Source organism: Salibacterium qingdaonense, assembly GCF_900114715.1.
GTDB lineage: Bacteria > Bacillota > Bacilli > Bacillales > Marinococcaceae > Salibacterium > Salibacterium qingdaonense.
The window spans coordinates 284,618-300,645 of the sequence record NZ_FOTY01000001.1 but is presented as its reverse complement, the minus strand read 5'-3'; the positions used below and the strand labels follow the sequence as shown (position 1 = coordinate 300,645).

Here is a 16,028-nt window from a genome sequence, read left to right as displayed (position 1 = left end):
GAGGAACAGAAAAGGAAAAAAGAATAATATAAGACGTTCGTCATGGAAAAAGGGAAGGGTGTTTGTATGGAAGTATTAATAGTTATTATTGCCATTATCATCGCTGCCGTCTATTTCTCGCCGTTTTTTCTGGAAAACCTGCAGGCGTCGTTCCCCTATTTTAATTCGTTGATGCGGATCCGCTATACGATTATTTTCGGAGGAATCGGGCTGCTTTACGGACTGGCTGAAGGACAAGCGGATATTCAAAGTCTGTTTCTTGGTATGATCGCAGGCAGCTTTGTCGATTTTCAGCTCCGCAGCACGCAGAAATATTAGAATTGTGACATGAACAGGGAACAGCTGCACAACGAAAACAATCTGGGACAAAACCTCTATAAGATAGAAAAATGCCGAATGATTTTAAAACATCATTCGGCACTTTTCGTTGCTGAGACAAACCGCTGCGCCAAAATGCTCCGCTTGTACTCCGGAGTACAAGAGCGACATCGATTCGCGGGGCTCATCGTGTCTTCTTTGCACTCCGGAGTACAAGAGCGACATCGATTCGCGGGGCTCATCGTGTCTTCTTTGCCGTGGGCGCGGCTTGCAAACGAGGAAGGCCGGCTGAGAAAAGAGGATCTTTTCCTAAAGCTGTGCACGTCCTGTGCCGGGAGTAGAAGCCGCCACGGCTCGCGGCCGTATGGATGCAGAAAATGCTATGCGTTTGTTTGCTGCGTTCAGATTGGGTGGGTGGACGGACGTTCACTTGGAATGGGTCCCAAGGCAGTTCAGGGTATCATGCCGCCTCTTAAACGTCGTTGGGCATGCCGCCTGAGGCACTTTAGAGAACCAGGTACGCCCCTAAACGTCACCAGGAATGATTCCTAAAGCACTTTAGAGGGTTCTGTGCCCCCGTAAACGTCATTATCCTATGGAAGTACGCCGCGTGCAGGCGCCGTCCTGACCGCACATCCTGCGGGGTACACTGCCGCCGAAAAATAAGAGGATAGAGTCCACGAACCACTCGTTTATGGACACTACGCCTCTCAAACCAGGAATTAGTGGACGCCGGTGGAAATCAATGGACACTATCTGCTGGTGCAGGCAGGCACAGCGTCCCCAAACACTACCTCCGTGGACACTAAGTATGCAGCTGGGCATTCTAGTGTTCACAGAGCCGCTGTCGGTTTGATGGCGCTCTTGTGCTGTAGAGAAAAACGGCCCGCCTCCGATTAAGGAGACGGGCCGTTTTTTCAGCCGAGTGTTATACTGTCTTAGGAGTCCGGTCAAAGCAGCGCTTGTAAATCCATTCGTAATCCGGGATGTTTAGATCGCGCGGGTTACCCTCGGTCTGCGGGTCTTCCATCGCTGCTTTGGCAAGCTGTTCTGTCAGCTCCGGATCAACCCCCTGCTCTTCAAGAGATGGAATGTCGAGGTCCGCTGTCAGATCATACATCCAGTTTACAGCGGCTTTGGCTGCATCTTCTGTGGACATGGAAACCGTATCGATACCAAATGCCTGAGCGATGCGGGCGAAGCGTTCCGGCACAGCTTTCCAGTTGTATTCCATGACCGGTCCCATCATAGCCGCAACACACTGACCGTGTGCGACCGGCACCAGGCCGCCAAGTGTCTGGCTCATCGCATGAGCAGCGCCGGCGGATTCACTGCCGTAGGCAAGACCGGCAAGCATAGCGGCCTGGGACATGCCGTAGCGGGCTTCAAGGTCCGTACCATCGGCGTACGCGCGGCGGATGTATTTCGCAGCATATTCCATGGCCAGTAAAGCGACAGCATCTGTAACCGGCTGGGCGAACTTCATCGTATAGCATTCCACCGCATGAGAGATGACATCAATCCCTGTCATCGCTGTCACATGCGGGGGCATGGAGATATGAAGCTCCGGATCAATGATTGTCAGGTGCGGTGCAATCAACGGGCCTCCGGTGTTAAATTTAATCCGGCGGTCTTCATCCGTAATCACTGCCCACTGCGTGACTTCCGAACCGGTTCCGGCCGTTGTCGGGACAGTGACAAGCGGCGGGATCCGGTGTTCAAGCGACTTTTTCCCTTCCGCGTCTTCATAGTCCAGCACACTGCCTTCATGAGTCACTTCAACTCCGATAGCTTTCGCTGTATCCATCGGACTGCCGCCTCCGACAGCAACCAAACCGTCACATTCTTCCTGCTTATACAGGTTGGCTCCTTTTTCGATTAAACGGACCGGTGGGTTCGGCTCTATATCGCTGAAAATCACAACGTCCACGCCGGCTTCCTTCAACTTATCTGTAACAGGGCGGACTGATCCCGCTTTATAAAGACCGGGTCCTGTAACTAATAGTACTTTACCGGCGCCGAGGTTTTGTACTTCCCCACCGATGTGCCGGGCAGCTCCGATACCATGCTTAATCGCCGTCGGGATATCAAAAGAATGATACCCAAGCATATGCTCGACTTTCATATTCAGACTCATCATCATACCTCCCAATCATTCAACAACATGATAACATGCTTTTCGATTGGAACTATGATGTAAACCAATGGAGGGGTTCAGGTTTTTTGTTGCGGAAAATGTGTTTTGTTTCCGTATACTCTTCCAGGCCTGGTTTGCCGAGTTCACGGCCGATGCCGGACTGCTTGAATCCACCCCAGGGCGCCTGTGCAAAATACGGATGAAAATCGTTAATCCAGACGGTGCCAAGACGCAGTCCTGCTGCAACTTCTTCTGCCTTGCCGATATCGGTGGTGAATACAGCACCGGCCAGACCGTAAATCGTGTTATTCGCTTGTGTCACAGCTTCTTTCCGGCTGCTGAACTTCTCTACTGTAAGAACAGGACCGAACACTTCTTCCTGAACGATTGTCATATCAGACGTGCAGTTGGAAAATACCGTCGGCAGATAGAAAAAGCCATTCTGCAGCTCCGGGTCTTCCGGACGGCTGCCGCCGACTTCGAGTTTCGCGCCTTCTTTCTTTCCGATTTCCACATACTTCTCCACTTTATCCCGGTGCTCAGCCGAAATCACCGGACCGGACTGGGTGTTTTCGTTAAATCCATCACCGAGTTTGATACGGCCGGCGCGTTTTACAAGCTCTTCGACAAACTCATCATGAATGCTGTCTTCCACAAGCAGACGCGCACCGGCAGAACATACCTGTCCCGCGTGGAAAAAGGCGGCATTCAGCGCTTGATCGACAGCCAGTTCAAAATCGGCATCGGCGAACACGATGTTCGGATTTTTGCCTCCGAGCTCCAGCGCAATCTTTTTCACATTGACGCTCGCAGACTGCATGATTTTCTTACCCGTTTCAATCCCTCCTGTAAAGGAGATCAAATCAACATCGGTGTTTTCGGATAATTCAGCCCCCGCGTCAATACCTTTACCAAGGATCAGGTTGGCCGCACCTTTTGGGGTGCCTGCTTCCTCCATCAGTTCAAAAACTTTCACCGTCGTAAGCGGCGTGATTTCACTTGGCTTCACAACAATCGTGTTTCCTGCCGCAAGAGCCGGTGCAATCTTCCATGCGGCCTGAAGAAGCGGATAGTTCCACGGTGTAATCTGACCGCATACACCGACCGGTTCATGAACAACTTTACTGTCCGAATCCGGAATCGGCGAAGCAATCACTTCTCCGCCATCTTTATCTGCAAGACCGGCAAAATACTGAAATACACCGGCGATATCGTCCATATCCTCGCGGCTTTCTTCAAATGTTTTTCCGGTGTCGAGCGTTTCGAGTTCAGCCAGCTCCTCTTTGTCCCGCCGGATAAAATCCGCGATTTTCTGTACAACGTCTCCCCGCTCTCCTGCAGGAAGCCCTGCCCAGCTTCCGTGGTCAAATGCTCTGCGCGCGGCCTGAATGGCCGCTTTTGCGTCTTCACGATTTCCTTCTGCGGCCTCAGCCACCTTTTCACCATTGTACGGGTTAATGATCGTTCTGGTTTCCTGTGACGCTGCCTCTACCCAGGCACCGTCAATATACATTTTTTTCAGCATCCAATCGTCCCCTCCTCCGTAACCGAAACATTTAATATGTTAAGAAATTTTTTAACGTTTGGAATGTGTTTAATTTATCACCCAGTATTTTTATTGTCAAACGGAGGGGAGGATATATTTTGGTGGATTTTTTCTTTGATATCCACTCGTTTTGCGTTATGATATGAAAGCAAATAATATATTTAACAAATTTAATAAAAAGATGAAGGAGGATGGGATTGGGTTACTCATCAGATGAAAAAGCCCGGGAGTCCCTCGATCATGCCAAAGAAATCGTTGTGGATTCCATTGCTGAAACGATGGATTTGTACGGGGTTACCCGGAGTGCCGGGACACTGTATGGAACGATGTATCTTGAAGGTGATATGACACTGGATGAGATGCGCGAAAAACTTGGCATGAGCAAGCCGAGTATGAGCACCGGGGTTAAAAAACTGCAGGAATTCAACGTCGTCAAGAAAACATTCCGTAAAGGTAAAAGAAAGCAGACCTATGTCGCGGAGCATGACTTTTTCCAGTTCTTCTCCAACTTTTTCACCCAGAAATGGGAAAGAGAGGCGAAAGTCAACCTCCACTCTATTAAAGAAGCACAGGATATACTCTTACGTATCATACAGGATGATAACGTCTCCCCGGAACTGAAAGAGGAGGCACAGGAAGTCTGGCATATCATGGAGAATTCCAAAGCGTACTACAAATGGCTGAATAAATTAGTGGAAAAAATCGAAACCGGTGAAATCTTTGATTTGATTCCGATCGACCCCGAACAAGAAGACGAAACATGACGTAAGAGAGAGCATCCCCTGTGTGGAAGCTCTCTCTTATTTATTTGATAATCAGGACGGGGCATTCCACCCGTTTGGCGACTTTATGGCTGACACTGCCAAGCACCATCGTCTGCAGCTGGTTCAATCCCCGGCTTCCAAGAACGACGCAGTCATACGTCCCTTCATTAGCGAATTTCACGATAGACGGGCCTGGTTCCCCGTGTTTCAGATGAATCTCATAAGGAATTTCTTCTTCCTTTAACACGTCTTCCACCGGTACCAGTTGTTCTTTTCGTTTCGTTTGAATGACATCTGTATTTCCGTAATGGAGCACATCGGTCTTTGATTTGTCACCGTCCACTACGTAAAGAACGTCAATGTGCGGCGTTTCTTCCCCCCTGACAAGACCTATTGCGTGCCGGACAGCTCGGAGTGAATGGTCGGACCCGTCCGCTGCCAGCAGAATGTTTTGGTACATGGTGGTTCTCCCCTTTTTCAGCGTTTTCTTACATCATACCGTTTTTTATAAGTGAAAAAAAGGTGCGCTTTTTCAGCGCACCTTTCTTAATGTCCAGAGGACAGGCCGTCAAGTCGTTGTAACAGCCTCGAGCTTTCCTGATTTATTCCGCTTAGAACCACCTCGGTTCCTTTCTGCCTGAATTTGGCTTTCACCTTCTCCAGAGCTTCAACCGCGGAATCATCCCATATGTGTGCATGGGATAAGTCGATTTCCACCGTATCAGCCTGCCCGTCATAATCGAAACTTTTTGTGAAGTCCGTGACAGAAGCGAAGAATAACTGGCCATCTACATGAAAGATCTTATAGGATGCCGAGCTTTCCAGTGCCTCTGTTACTTTGACCCGCGAAATCTTTGCGGCGAAGAAGATGGCACTCAATACAACACCGACAAGAACTCCTTTAGACAAATCGTGTGTGACGACAACGGTCGCAACCGTTACAACCATAACAGTCGAGTCACTTACCGGCATTTTGGGGATCAATTTCAGTGAACTCCAGTCAAATGTGCTGATAGAGACCATGATCATTACTCCGGCCAAAGCGGCAATCGGAATCTGTACGACAAGATCGCCGAGCACGAGAATCAAAAACATTAAAAACACGCCGGCTGTTAAGGAAGATAGGCGTCCTCTTCCTCCTGATTTCATGTTTATCATGGACTGTCCGATCATGGCACAGCCGGCCATACCGCCGAAAAATCCAGTCACGACGTTGGCATATCCCTGACCGCGTGATTCCTTATCCTTATCGCTTTCGGTATCAGTCATATCATCCACAATCGACGCCGTCAGCATCGATTCCAGCAGACCGACAGCCGAGAGCGCAAGCGCGTAAGGGAATATGATCTGCAGGGTTTCAAACGTAAACGGAATATCCGGGATCAAAAAGACCGGCAGGGTGTCAGGCAGTGCTCCCATATCCCCCACTGTCTTCACGTCCGCTCCGATGGATACAACCAGCACCGTTACCGCGATAATAGCGATCAGCGGGGAGGGGACTGCCTTGGATACTTTCGGAAATAAATAAATAATAAAGAGCGTCGCACCAACCATGGCGTACATGAACCAGCCGGCTCCCTGAAAATGTTCGACCTGGGATAAGAAAATCAAAATGGCGAGCGCGTTTACAAATCCGACCATGACTGACCGGGGCACAAATTTCATCAGCCGTGACAACCCGGTCCATCCAAAAATCACCTGAAGGATGCCTGTCAGGATCGTGGCAGCCAGCAGATATTCCAGACCATAGTCAGCCACAAGACCTACCATAATAAGCGCCATGGCTCCCGTTGCAGCGGAAATCATTCCCGGGCGGCCGCCGACAACCGCAATAACTACCGCGATGCAAAACGAAGCATACAGCCCGATCATCGGATCAAGACCTGCCACAAGCGAAAATGCGATGGCTTCCGGAATCAAGGCCAGGGCGACGACCATACCGGAAAGAATGTCACCGCGGACATTCCCAAGCCACTCCTGTTTCAATTTTGTTACGTTCAATAGCTCCTGTCTCCTTTTTTGTTAAATTGGGCAGCGCCCGATGTTTCCGCTTTTGTCCTGAACAAAAGCGACCGTTGTGAACAAACGGATTGTATCACAAAAAGAGACAAGACCCAATGTCCATGTAAGCGTTCATCATTTGTCATTTTCTCTGTCGCAGATGCGATTTTCTCTTAGTTTCTTGCCTTTTCGTCTAATCTATCAAAAATAATACTCCACCTTGGGGAAGAGTGTCATTTCAGGCTTTGTTCTCCCATTCGCTGTAAAACTGTTCCAGATAACCGATCATAAACTTCTGCCGCCCAGCCGCAATATCGGCGGCGGTGCGGGTGTTCATCAGGGACTTCACCCTCAGCAGTTTATTGTAGAAATGACCGATGGCGGTGTTATGTTTTTCCGCGCCCGGAAGGTCCGGCCGGTGCAGCGTTTCCCCGATTTCTCCAGCGTAGGCAAAGGTTCTTGCAATACCTACTGCTCCAACCGCGTCCAACCGGTCCGCGTCCTGTACCACCTGTCCCTCAAGCGTATGCATCACGGCGTCTTTCCCATTTCGGAAGGACATTGTATTTATAATATCCATCACATGGTTCTCTGTTTCCTGTTCATCTACGTGTTTTTGCAGCCACTCCTGCACATGTCTGCGGCCTTTTTCTTCCGTTTCGTTCAATTTCTTGTCGGCCACGTCATGCAGCCAGGCCGTGAGTTCACATATAAACGCGTCGGCGTTTTCCTCTTCAGCCAGATGTACCGCCCGGGACACGACACGCTCTGTGTGCCAGTAGTCATGCGAAGGACCCGCCTGTTCAAAAAAGGATGCAGCTTCTTTCTGTGCCTCTTCGAGTATCCACGATGTATTCATGGCACCACCTCCGCCTGTTTTCTTCTATTTTTCACCAGATGACACCAGCTTGTAAAGCATTCTTTTTTCCTTCGTTTTCCCTCCCCCTCTGTAAGTCATGATTATGTTATAATGATTGGTACGGTTTTTTTACGAGAAGGAGGGATCAGGGTGCGTTTTTTGACCAAGTCATACATCCAGGAACTTGGCGGATCGATTATATATAACAGGGGACTGGCCTATTGGAGAGAGAACCGGGTCACCCCTGTCAGCGAAAATACAGCCGGTTCTTTCACAAAGATGAAAGTAATGGTTGCCGGCACAAAAGACTATGCGGTGGACGTTGTGTTTCATGAAGACGGAGAGGTGCAGGAAGCAGATTGTAACTGCCCGGCTTTTGAGGGGGGCATGGACATCTGTAAACATATAGCCGCAGCACTTCTCTCCAAAGCCGTTCCGGAAGAACCCGCTCCCGCGGCAAAGGAAAAGAGAGAGCAGCGCACCAATGTACGGCCGAAACAAACAGAGCAGGAAGCAACAGCTTCGCTGAAAAAACTGTTCGTTGATTATTTTGCAGGGCGCATGCAGTCGGTGGAGTCTGTCGGCGAAGCTCTTCATACCGAATTCATTCTCTCTTTTCACAAAGATAGAATGCAGCCGCAGGAACAGCATTTCTCCGTTCAGATGAAGATCGGCACCGACAAGCTGTACGTCGTCAAAGATATCGAATCGCTGCTGTCGGCCATGAGGGATCGTTCTCTGCTGCCATTCACGAAGAAGTTCACGTTTGATCCGACCTATCATTATTTTGAAGAAGCTGATCTTCACGTCATTCAAAAACTGGAACAGATTATCCATAACCAGAAATGGACCGACCGGCAGACGAGTTTGATGTTCGGCGAGCGTTCAGGACGTTCCGAAATCACCATCCCGCCCGTTGCCGCCTCGGATGTGCTCCAAGCACTGCTTGCATGCAGTAATGTACTCGTCCGCCCGTCCATTGGGTCTATGGTTCCGCTGACCGTCAAAGAGCAGTGGCCCGGAACCTTTCAGCTGAATCAGGAAAATGGGCAGTATTATTTGTCGTATTCGTCCTTCGACCATCCTCCCGGAAAAGTGAGCCAGACTTCCTACTATATCTGGAACGACCGTCTGTATGAAATGAATGGCGGGAATGACCGCCACACGGAACTGCTGTTTCACATGCTGATGGACACCCCCAATGGAAGGCTTCCATTGGATCACCATGATCTGGAGCAGGTGTATGCGGCTGTCGCTTCGTCACTTCAGGAAGAGAACCGGTTAACAGTGGAGCCGGAGGTCGAAGATACAGTGGAATCCCATCCACTCGAAGCAAAAATCTACCTGGACGGAGACGTCAGTGCCATCCAGGCGGATCCGCTGTTCTGCTACGGTCCGCATTCGCTTCACGCAGTCACCGAAAAACGGGACGCTGCGGCAGAATCATCCCTTTTAATCCGCGATTCCCAAAAAGAAGAGGAGATTCTGCACGACATTGAATCCGCGGGATTTCACTGGAACGGCCGGACGTTATCCTTAAGCGGCGATACGTCCATTTATCACTTTTTGACCAGCTTTCTCCCGTCTCTCAAAGAGAAAGCAGCTATTTTCATGAGCCGGGACATCGAGGGCATGCTTATTTCCCCGGAACGTTTTTCGGTGGATTCGGAGCTCGATGAATCGTTCGGATGGCTCGATATCTCGTTTCAGACCGACGATCTAAACGATGAACAACTGTATGAACTGATGCAGAGTCTCAAAGAAAAACGCACGTATCATAAAACCTCCGACGGCCGGTTCGTGCCGCTGGACAATGACATGCTGCAGGGCATGCAGGAGTTTCTCGACGACACCGGTTCTTCTGCGGAAGATTTGAAAGAGGGTACACTCCGTCTCCCCGCCTACCGGGCCTTTCAGGCGGAAAAACACTTCAACACCGGCATGCACTGGCAGAAAAGCAGCAGTGTGGAAAAACTGCTTCAGGACATTCAGACACCGGAACAGTTTAAATATCCATTTCCCGAAGGCATCCCGGCTGAGATCCGTGAGTACCAGGAGAACGGGTTTCAGTGGCTGAAAGCCTTATCGACTTACGGATTCGGCGGTATTCTTGCCGATGATATGGGGCTCGGAAAAACGCTGCAGACCCTCAGCTATATTCTGTCGGAGCGGCGGGAACGCCCGGACGCGCCGCCGTTTCTTGTAGCCGCGCCGTCGTCTCTTGTCTACAACTGGAAAAACGAAGCCGATACGTTCACGCCGGAGCTGACCGTGTGTCTCGTGGAAGGGAGTAAAACCGCGCGGCGGAACCGGCTTGAAACAGCGGACCAGGCTGACATCCTTATCACGTCCTATCCGCTGCTGCGCCGCGACGTGGACCTGTATGAAGAAAAGACGTGGCACGGATTAATTCTAGATGAAGCGCAGGCTCTGAAAAACAACACATCCAAGACATTCCGATCCGTCCGGCGGCTGCGGACAGAAAAGACATTTGCACTGAGCGGCACGCCGATTGAAAATAAAATCGATGAATTATGGTCGTTGTTCGCCATTCTGATGCCCGGCCTTTTTCCGGATATTCAGTCGTTTAAAAACATGGAAATAGAGAATGTGCGGCACCGGGTTTCTCCTTTCATCCTGAGACGAACGAAATCCGATGTGCTCACCGAGCTTCCGGACAAAATAGAAACCACCATGCACTGTGAACTCACGAAAACACAGCGGGAAACATACGTTGCCTACCTGAACCGGATCAAGGAAGAAACAGCCGGCCAGTTGAGGCAGGGGAATTTTCAGCAGAATCGGATGAATATTCTCGCCAACCTGACGAGGCTGCGTCAGCTCTGCTGTCATCCCGGCATGTTTCTCGAGGAATATCACGGCGGCTCCGGTAAACTCGAAGAATTGATGAGTGTCATGGAGAACGCGCGGGAAAACGGAAACCGTGTACTCATATTTTCGCAGTTTACGTCGATGCTCACCTTTATTAAAAGCGCGTTTGATGAAAAGGGCTATTCCTATTTTTACCTGGATGGCAGCACACCCGGAAAGCAGCGGGTGCAGATGACTGATGAGTTTAACAGCGGCGGGAAAGAGGCATTTCTTATTTCGCTCAAAGCAGGCGGTACCGGACTGAATCTCACCGGTGCGGACACCGTCATTTTGTTTGATCTATGGTGGAACCCGGCGGTGGAAACGCAGGCTGCCGACCGCGCGCACCGGATTGGGCAGGAGAAGGCCGTTCAGGTCATTAAGTTGATTTCCCAGGGTACTATTGAAGAAAAAATACAACAGCTGCAGGACAGAAAAAAGGCATTGTTTGATCAGGTCATTCAGTCCGGCGAAACAAACTTGTCCTCTTTATCCGAAGAAGACGTACGAGAGCTGCTTAATCTTTAAGCGGCTCTCTTTTTTACGGGTAAAATCGCGAAAATGAGCCACACTATAAAAATGAAAATACCCGCAGGGACAAAACATAGAAAACGGAGGGTGGCCCATGCTTTACGTTAATATCATACTACTCATTTTTCTCATTCTTTTGACCGCTTTCTTTGTCGCGACCGAATTCGCTATCGTCAAAGCCCGCAGCTCAAAAATCGAGCAGATGAAAGCTGATGGAAACAAAAAAGCCGACGCAGCCATCAAAGTGATGGATGGTCTCGATGAATACCTGTCCGCCTGCCAGCTTGGTATCACTATCACCGCTTTGGGGCTGGGGTGGCTCGGGGAACCGACCGTGGAGCGGATCCTCCATCCGGTTCTTGCCTCCCTTCCGCTTCCAGAAGCAGCCTCGTCCATCATCAGCTTCGTCCTGGCCTTCATCCTTGTCACTTACCTGCATGTTGTTATCGGGGAACTGGCTCCAAAAACCTTTGCCATTCAAAAGGCGGAAGCACTGACCTTAACGTTTGCCAAACCTATTATCTGGTTTTACAGACTGATGTACCCTTTTATTTGGCTGCTGAACGGCTCCGCCCGCATGCTCACCCGGCTTTTCGGCATCCGGCCGGCCTCTGAACACCAGACCGCGCATTCAGAAGAAGAACTGCGTATCATCTTGTCGCAGAGTTTGGAAAAAGGCAAAATCAACAAAGCCGAATACGACTTTGTGAATCGGATTTTCGCCTTTGACAACCGATCTGCCGGAGAAATCATGATTCCACGCACCGAGATGATCACGGTATCTATAGAGGATTCGATCGAGGAGACCGTCCGGCTGCTGTCGGAACAACCTTACACACGGTACCCTGTTATCCGGGAAGATAAAGACGACATCATCGGTTTGATTCATGCCAAAGAAGTTCTTGGTGCACGCGCTTCCTCCCCGGGTGAACCGCTCTCTCTCTCTGCCTGCGTGCGTCCGGTGGTCCAGGTCATTCAATCCACCTCCCTCACAGAGCTGCTCGTTACGATGCGGCAGGAAGAAACCCATATGGCCGTGCTGCTTGATGAATACGGCGGCACCGCCGGTATTATTACGGTGGAGGATGTTCTGGAAGAAATCGTCGGTGAGATGCGGGACGAACTGGACATTCATGAAGAGGCGCTGATTCAACCGATGAACGAACAAAAATCCAGGTATTTACTGGACGGGAAAGTGCTTCTTGAGGAAATGAACAAGAAACTGGAACTCGACATTGAAGAAAAGCCGGTCGATACCCTTGGAGGATGGCTTCTTTCTGTGAAACCCGATATTCAAAAAGACGAAAGCGTCACCCACCGTGACTGGACCTTTATCCCCAGGGAACTGATGGGGCGGCAGATTAAATCGATCGAAGCCGCAAAAAAAGAAAGCCCTTCAACGTAAGAAGGCTTTCTTTTTCTCTTCCCATTCTGATTCCAGCATACTCATTTCGTAAATAGACCAGTATTCTCCACGCACGATGCGAATATCTCTTTTCCGTCCTTCATGGACAAAGCCTGCCCTTTCATAACAGCGTACAGCAGCTTCGTTAAAGTCCCACACTCCCAGACTGACTCGGTGCAGCTTCATCTCGTCAAATGCGATGCTGCAGAGTTTCTCCATCATTTGAAGACCAATTCCCCGACCTCTCGAATGCCTGTCTCCAACCAGAACTTTGCCTATTCTTGCCGACCGGTTTTGACGGTCGACAGCACCAAGGGAAATATGGCCGATGACAGCTTGTTCTTCCATAACGCTGTACACAATGCGTTCCAGTCCGGGCTGATCGTCTCCATTTACATAACGATCCAACTGCTTATTATTTAATGGAAAGCAAAACTCAGGTCCTCCCCACTGCATGAGAAAGCTGCCATCCGGAATCCAGCTTTTCAGCTGTTCATAATGCTCTTTGCTAAACGGTATAAATTCCACAATCCATTCCCCATTCGCAGATGATTATTGAAATATCATAAGGCAGATAGTACACGAAATCAAGTTCTTATTTACAAGGCACCGCGAAAATTCTCTGTTACCGTCTCCAAGGCTGTTCTTGAAGATACGTCTTCTCCGAGAAGCGGCAGATACAATTTACGTTGTCTCGGGAACTGTTCTTCAATCTGCTTTCTGTACACTTCTTCCTGCTTGCGCCTCTGCGCGAAAAAGGAGCCGGCTTCTTCTGCTTTGGGCATGCATTTATTCACGATGAGCGTATCTACCTTCATCTGCGCCTCATCCAAAAGCTGCAGCGCCCTTTTTGTTTCTGCGATAGGGAGTTTTTCCGGAGTCAGCACATATACGTAACCGGTCTTTTTTCTATTGAGCAATATTTGCCTTGCCCTTGAAAAACGGTCTTTGCGCTCCATGAGTGTCCGGTAAATAGGATCATCCACCGGCTCCCCGTCGTGAAGCCACTGGGAATAGTTTTCATTTACAGCCTGCCGCCGCTCAAGCATCCCCTCAATCCAGGATTCCATCAGTTCCGGCAGGGAAAGAAGACGAATGGTATGCCCGGTAGGAGCAGTATCAAAAATAATCAGATCGTACGTTTTGGTTTCTTCCAGTACGATGTTTACCATTCGGTCAAACAAAGCCGCCTCCTCCGTTCCGGGAGAAACAGCCGCCATATCAATCTGCCGGTTCACTTCATCAGCCATATGTGATTTCACAAGCCCTTTCAGATTGCCCTTCACTCCGTTAATATATCGTTTCGCTTCCTGTTCAGGACTGATTTCCACTCCCCATAAGCGATCGGAAAGCCACTGGGCTTCATCACCAACTGATGTATCAAAAATATCTCCCAGGTTATGGGCTGGATCCGTCGAAACGAGCAGGGTGTCCTTCCCTTTTTCCGCAGCTGAAAGGGCAAAAGCAGAGGCAGAAGTTGATTTTCCGACACCTCCTTTCCCTCCGAAAAACACAATCTCATTCTGGTAAAGCTTATCCATCTTTTTCATCTCCTTAACAGCAGCGGACTCCATTTAACGGCGATTTTTCCATTCCCATCCGCAGATGCCAGTCATGAAAACGCTCGATCATTTCCGGGTAAAGCTCCATCGTATAATAGGAAACGGGGTTGGGAATGCCGAGCAGTTCGGAAAAACAAAGCAGTAGAAACAGGTCATCTTCATCCCGGATTTCCCGCTTTATTTCCGAGCGGTGCGGAAGACTGAGCACCTCTTCATAAAACGACAACAATTCTTTCAGTCCTTTTTTCTTATCTGTCAATGTGCCACACTCCTTCCTGCATCATTTTTGGTCCGATTGACTGCGGGATCTGTCTTTTTGAAAGAGTGTCACTGCTTCACATAGAATCCAGACAGCAAATCCCAGTATCAATGCTCCAAAACCAAACAGTACGAGCTGCGCATCACCCTGTCCGAGCCAGGACCATTCGAATACGACCTGGCTGACCATGGCCCAGATTGTCATAAACAACAGGAAAATCATAGGAATTAACGTATAAAGGAAATTCCGCCCTTTCCAGCGCAGCCAGATAGAGACAAGCATTAAACTAATCGCAGCCAGAAGCTGGTTGGTTGTGCCAAATAACGGCCACAGCAGATAACCGCCGGAACCAAAACCCCGGTCCCCTGGAAGCAGCACCAGAAGAGCACTCCCTCCGACGGCAGCACTGGTTGCGACGTGCTTTTTCGTCAAAAGGCGCGCTTGGTACTCCTGTCCCAGCTCGGAAATGATATAACGCATCAGTCGTACCGATGTATCCAGGGTAGTCGCTGCGAAGCTGACCACTATTACTGCCACAATCGTTCGGGCCGTTCCTTCCGGCAGACCGAGAGCGGTTCCGAGCTGGCCGGCGCCGCTTACAAAGAAATTCAATCCTTCCGCGTTAGCAGCATCAAAGCTTCCGTAATTGGACAGAAAATCGCCCTGAGTCGCGAAGAATGTCGTCACTGCCAAAATAGTAATTAAAGCAAGGGTGCCTTCTCCGACTGCCCCAAAATAACCGACCAATCGTGCGTCCGTCTCTTTGTTCAACTGTTTCGAAGAAGTGCCGGAAGCCACAAGACCGTGAAATCCCGAAATAGCTCCGCAGGCAATGGTGATAAATAGCAGAGGGAACCATGATACATCCGCTGTTTCCCGCACAGCAGGCGCCGTTACTTCTGCCGGCGGCCAGCTGAACAACAGACCGAGATACAATATTGCAAGTCCCACCACTAATTGATGGGAATTTATATAATCCCGCGGCTGTAGAAGTTTCCATACAGGAACAATAGATGCGATATACACATACACCATCAAAATGGCAATCCAGATCAGGAAGGCTGTAGAAACCGCTCCCAAACCAAACAATCCATCAGAACCTTCCCCTCCGAAATAGGAAACAAGATCAATCTGCAAGGCCGGTATGTTGCTTGCCGCAACCGCGGTCACATACATTACTGCCAGCGCAATCAATGACGGAACGAGCATCTTTTTTCGTTTTTTGTTAATAGTATACCCAATCCAGAGTGCAAGTGGAATCTGGATAAAAACAGCCGGCACACTTGCCGGAAACGATATAAACAAGTTGGAAATCACCCAGGCAAAGACAGCGTTAACCATTAATAATAGAATTAAGATAATAAACAGAAATAATAGTTTCGCCCGACGTCCTATAATATTTTCAGCCAGTGTTCCTATGGACTTTCCCTTATTACGGACGGACAATACAAGCGTCCCGAAATCATGCACACCAGCTGCGAATACAGTACCAAGCACCACCCACAAAAACGCAGGAAGCCATCCCCAGTATACAGCCACCGCAGGACCTACGATCGGAGCGGCTCCTGCAACAGATGTGAAGTGGTGACCCCAGACAACCCATTTATTCGTCGGTACAAAGTCTACCCCGTCCCTAAACTGATGAGCCGGAGTCTGAAAATCCGGGTCCAGACGGTAAATCCGCTCGGCGATGAATTTGGAATAATAACGATAGCCCAAAGCGAAGATGAGCAGCCCCAATACAGCCAACACAATAGCCGGCATCTTACACTTCC

General features: G+C 49.6%; 13 protein-coding genes. 4 read left to right on the top strand and 9 right to left on the bottom strand.

Annotation, left to right across the window (positions count from 1 at the left end):
* Positions 1-66 precede the first annotated feature (66 nt).
* Positions 67-318 carry a hypothetical protein gene (locus BM058_RS01370; RefSeq protein ID WP_090925237.1) on the top strand — a complete coding sequence of 84 codons (252 nt, stop codon included), beginning with the start codon at positions 67-69 and terminating at the stop codon, positions 316-318.
* 928 nt (positions 319-1,246) lie between these two features.
* On the opposite strand, the gene BM058_RS01365 is transcribed toward BM058_RS01370, so the two are convergent.
* Entirely contained in the window at positions 1,247-2,455 is a 1,209-nt protein-coding gene (locus BM058_RS01365) for an iron-containing alcohol dehydrogenase (RefSeq protein ID WP_090925236.1), read from the bottom strand.
* A gap of 52 nt (positions 2,456-2,507) precedes the next feature.
* On the bottom strand, positions 2,508-3,980 hold the full coding sequence (betB, locus tag BM058_RS01360; protein ID WP_090925235.1) for a betaine-aldehyde dehydrogenase: 1,473 nt from the start codon (positions 3,978-3,980) through the stop codon (positions 2,508-2,510).
* A gap of 218 nt (positions 3,981-4,198) precedes the next feature.
* Between betB and cudC the strand changes: the two genes are divergently transcribed.
* Entirely contained in the window at positions 4,199-4,765 is a 567-nt protein-coding gene (gene cudC, locus BM058_RS01355; protein ID WP_245736761.1) for a choline uptake/conversion transcriptional regulator CudC, read from the top strand.
* 40 nt (positions 4,766-4,805) lie between these two features.
* Here the strand turns inward: cudC and BM058_RS01350 are convergent, their stop codons facing one another.
* The 3 genes from BM058_RS01350 to BM058_RS01340 form a co-directional block, all read right to left on the bottom strand.
* Complete coding sequence (locus BM058_RS01350) at positions 4,806-5,225, bottom strand: universal stress protein (protein ID WP_090925233.1); 420 nt, start codon at positions 5,223-5,225, stop codon at positions 4,806-4,808.
* 86 nt (positions 5,226-5,311) lie between these two features.
* Positions 5,312-6,766, bottom strand: a complete 1,455-nt coding sequence (locus BM058_RS01345) for a SulP family inorganic anion transporter (RefSeq protein WP_090925232.1) — start codon at positions 6,764-6,766, stop codon at positions 5,312-5,314.
* Between the two features lie 238 nt (positions 6,767-7,004).
* Complete coding sequence (locus BM058_RS01340) at positions 7,005-7,625, bottom strand: HD domain-containing protein (protein ID WP_090925231.1); 621 nt, start codon at positions 7,623-7,625, stop codon at positions 7,005-7,007.
* A gap of 150 nt (positions 7,626-7,775) precedes the next feature.
* On the opposite strand from BM058_RS01340, the gene BM058_RS01335 reads away from it, so the two are divergent.
* Positions 7,776-11,024, top strand: coding sequence for a DEAD/DEAH box helicase (locus BM058_RS01335; protein WP_177195376.1), 3,249 nt, complete (start codon positions 7,776-7,778; stop codon positions 11,022-11,024).
* Positions 11,025-11,121: 97 nt separating this feature from the next.
* Positions 11,122-12,432: a hemolysin family protein gene (locus tag BM058_RS01330; RefSeq protein WP_090925229.1), complete on the top strand. Its 1,311-nt coding sequence runs from the start codon at positions 11,122-11,124 to the stop codon at positions 12,430-12,432.
* Here BM058_RS01330 and BM058_RS01325 read toward each other — a convergent pair.
* From BM058_RS01325 to BM058_RS01310, 4 genes are all read right to left on the bottom strand, one after another.
* Positions 12,424-12,960 (bottom strand): GNAT family N-acetyltransferase, encoded by a 537-nt coding sequence (locus BM058_RS01325; RefSeq protein ID WP_322787865.1) that lies wholly within the window; start codon positions 12,958-12,960, stop codon positions 12,424-12,426. The genes BM058_RS01330 and BM058_RS01325 overlap by 9 nt on opposite strands.
* A gap of 71 nt (positions 12,961-13,031) precedes the next feature.
* On the bottom strand, positions 13,032-13,973 hold the full coding sequence (locus tag BM058_RS01320; protein ID WP_090925227.1) for an ArsA family ATPase: 942 nt from the start codon (positions 13,971-13,973) through the stop codon (positions 13,032-13,034).
* A gap of 13 nt (positions 13,974-13,986) precedes the next feature.
* Positions 13,987-14,253 carry a cory-CC-star protein gene (locus tag BM058_RS01315; protein ID WP_170841186.1) on the bottom strand — a complete coding sequence of 89 codons (267 nt, stop codon included), beginning with the start codon at positions 14,251-14,253 and terminating at the stop codon, positions 13,987-13,989.
* Positions 14,254-14,274: 21 nt separating this feature from the next.
* Positions 14,275-16,017, bottom strand: a complete 1,743-nt coding sequence (locus BM058_RS01310; RefSeq protein WP_090925226.1) for a carbon starvation CstA family protein — start codon at positions 16,015-16,017, stop codon at positions 14,275-14,277.
* Positions 16,018-16,028 lie beyond the last annotated feature (11 nt).

What these genes read in the sequence shown, in the direction of transcription:
- betB (WP_090925235.1), bottom strand. Translation starts at nt 3,980, where the DNA reads ATGCTGAAAAAAATGTATATTGACGGTGCCTGGGTAGAGGCAGCGTCA.
- BM058_RS01370 (WP_090925237.1), top strand. Translation starts at nt 67, where the DNA reads ATGGAAGTATTAATAGTTATTATTGCCATTATCATCGCTGCCGTCTAT.
- BM058_RS01340 (WP_090925231.1), bottom strand. Translation starts at nt 7,625, where the DNA reads ATGAATACATCGTGGATACTCGAAGAGGCACAGAAAGAAGCTGCATCC.
- BM058_RS01330 (WP_090925229.1), top strand. Translation starts at nt 11,122, where the DNA reads ATGCTTTACGTTAATATCATACTACTCATTTTTCTCATTCTTTTGACC.
- BM058_RS01365 (WP_090925236.1), bottom strand. Translation starts at nt 2,455, where the DNA reads ATGAGTCTGAATATGAAAGTCGAGCATATGCTTGGGTATCATTCTTTT.
- BM058_RS01320 (WP_090925227.1), bottom strand. Translation starts at nt 13,973, where the DNA reads ATGGATAAGCTTTACCAGAATGAGATTGTGTTTTTCGGAGGGAAAGGA.
- BM058_RS01350 (WP_090925233.1), bottom strand. Translation starts at nt 5,225, where the DNA reads ATGTACCAAAACATTCTGCTGGCAGCGGACGGGTCCGACCATTCACTC.
- BM058_RS01310 (WP_090925226.1), bottom strand. Translation starts at nt 16,017, where the DNA reads ATGCCGGCTATTGTGTTGGCTGTATTGGGGCTGCTCATCTTCGCTTTG.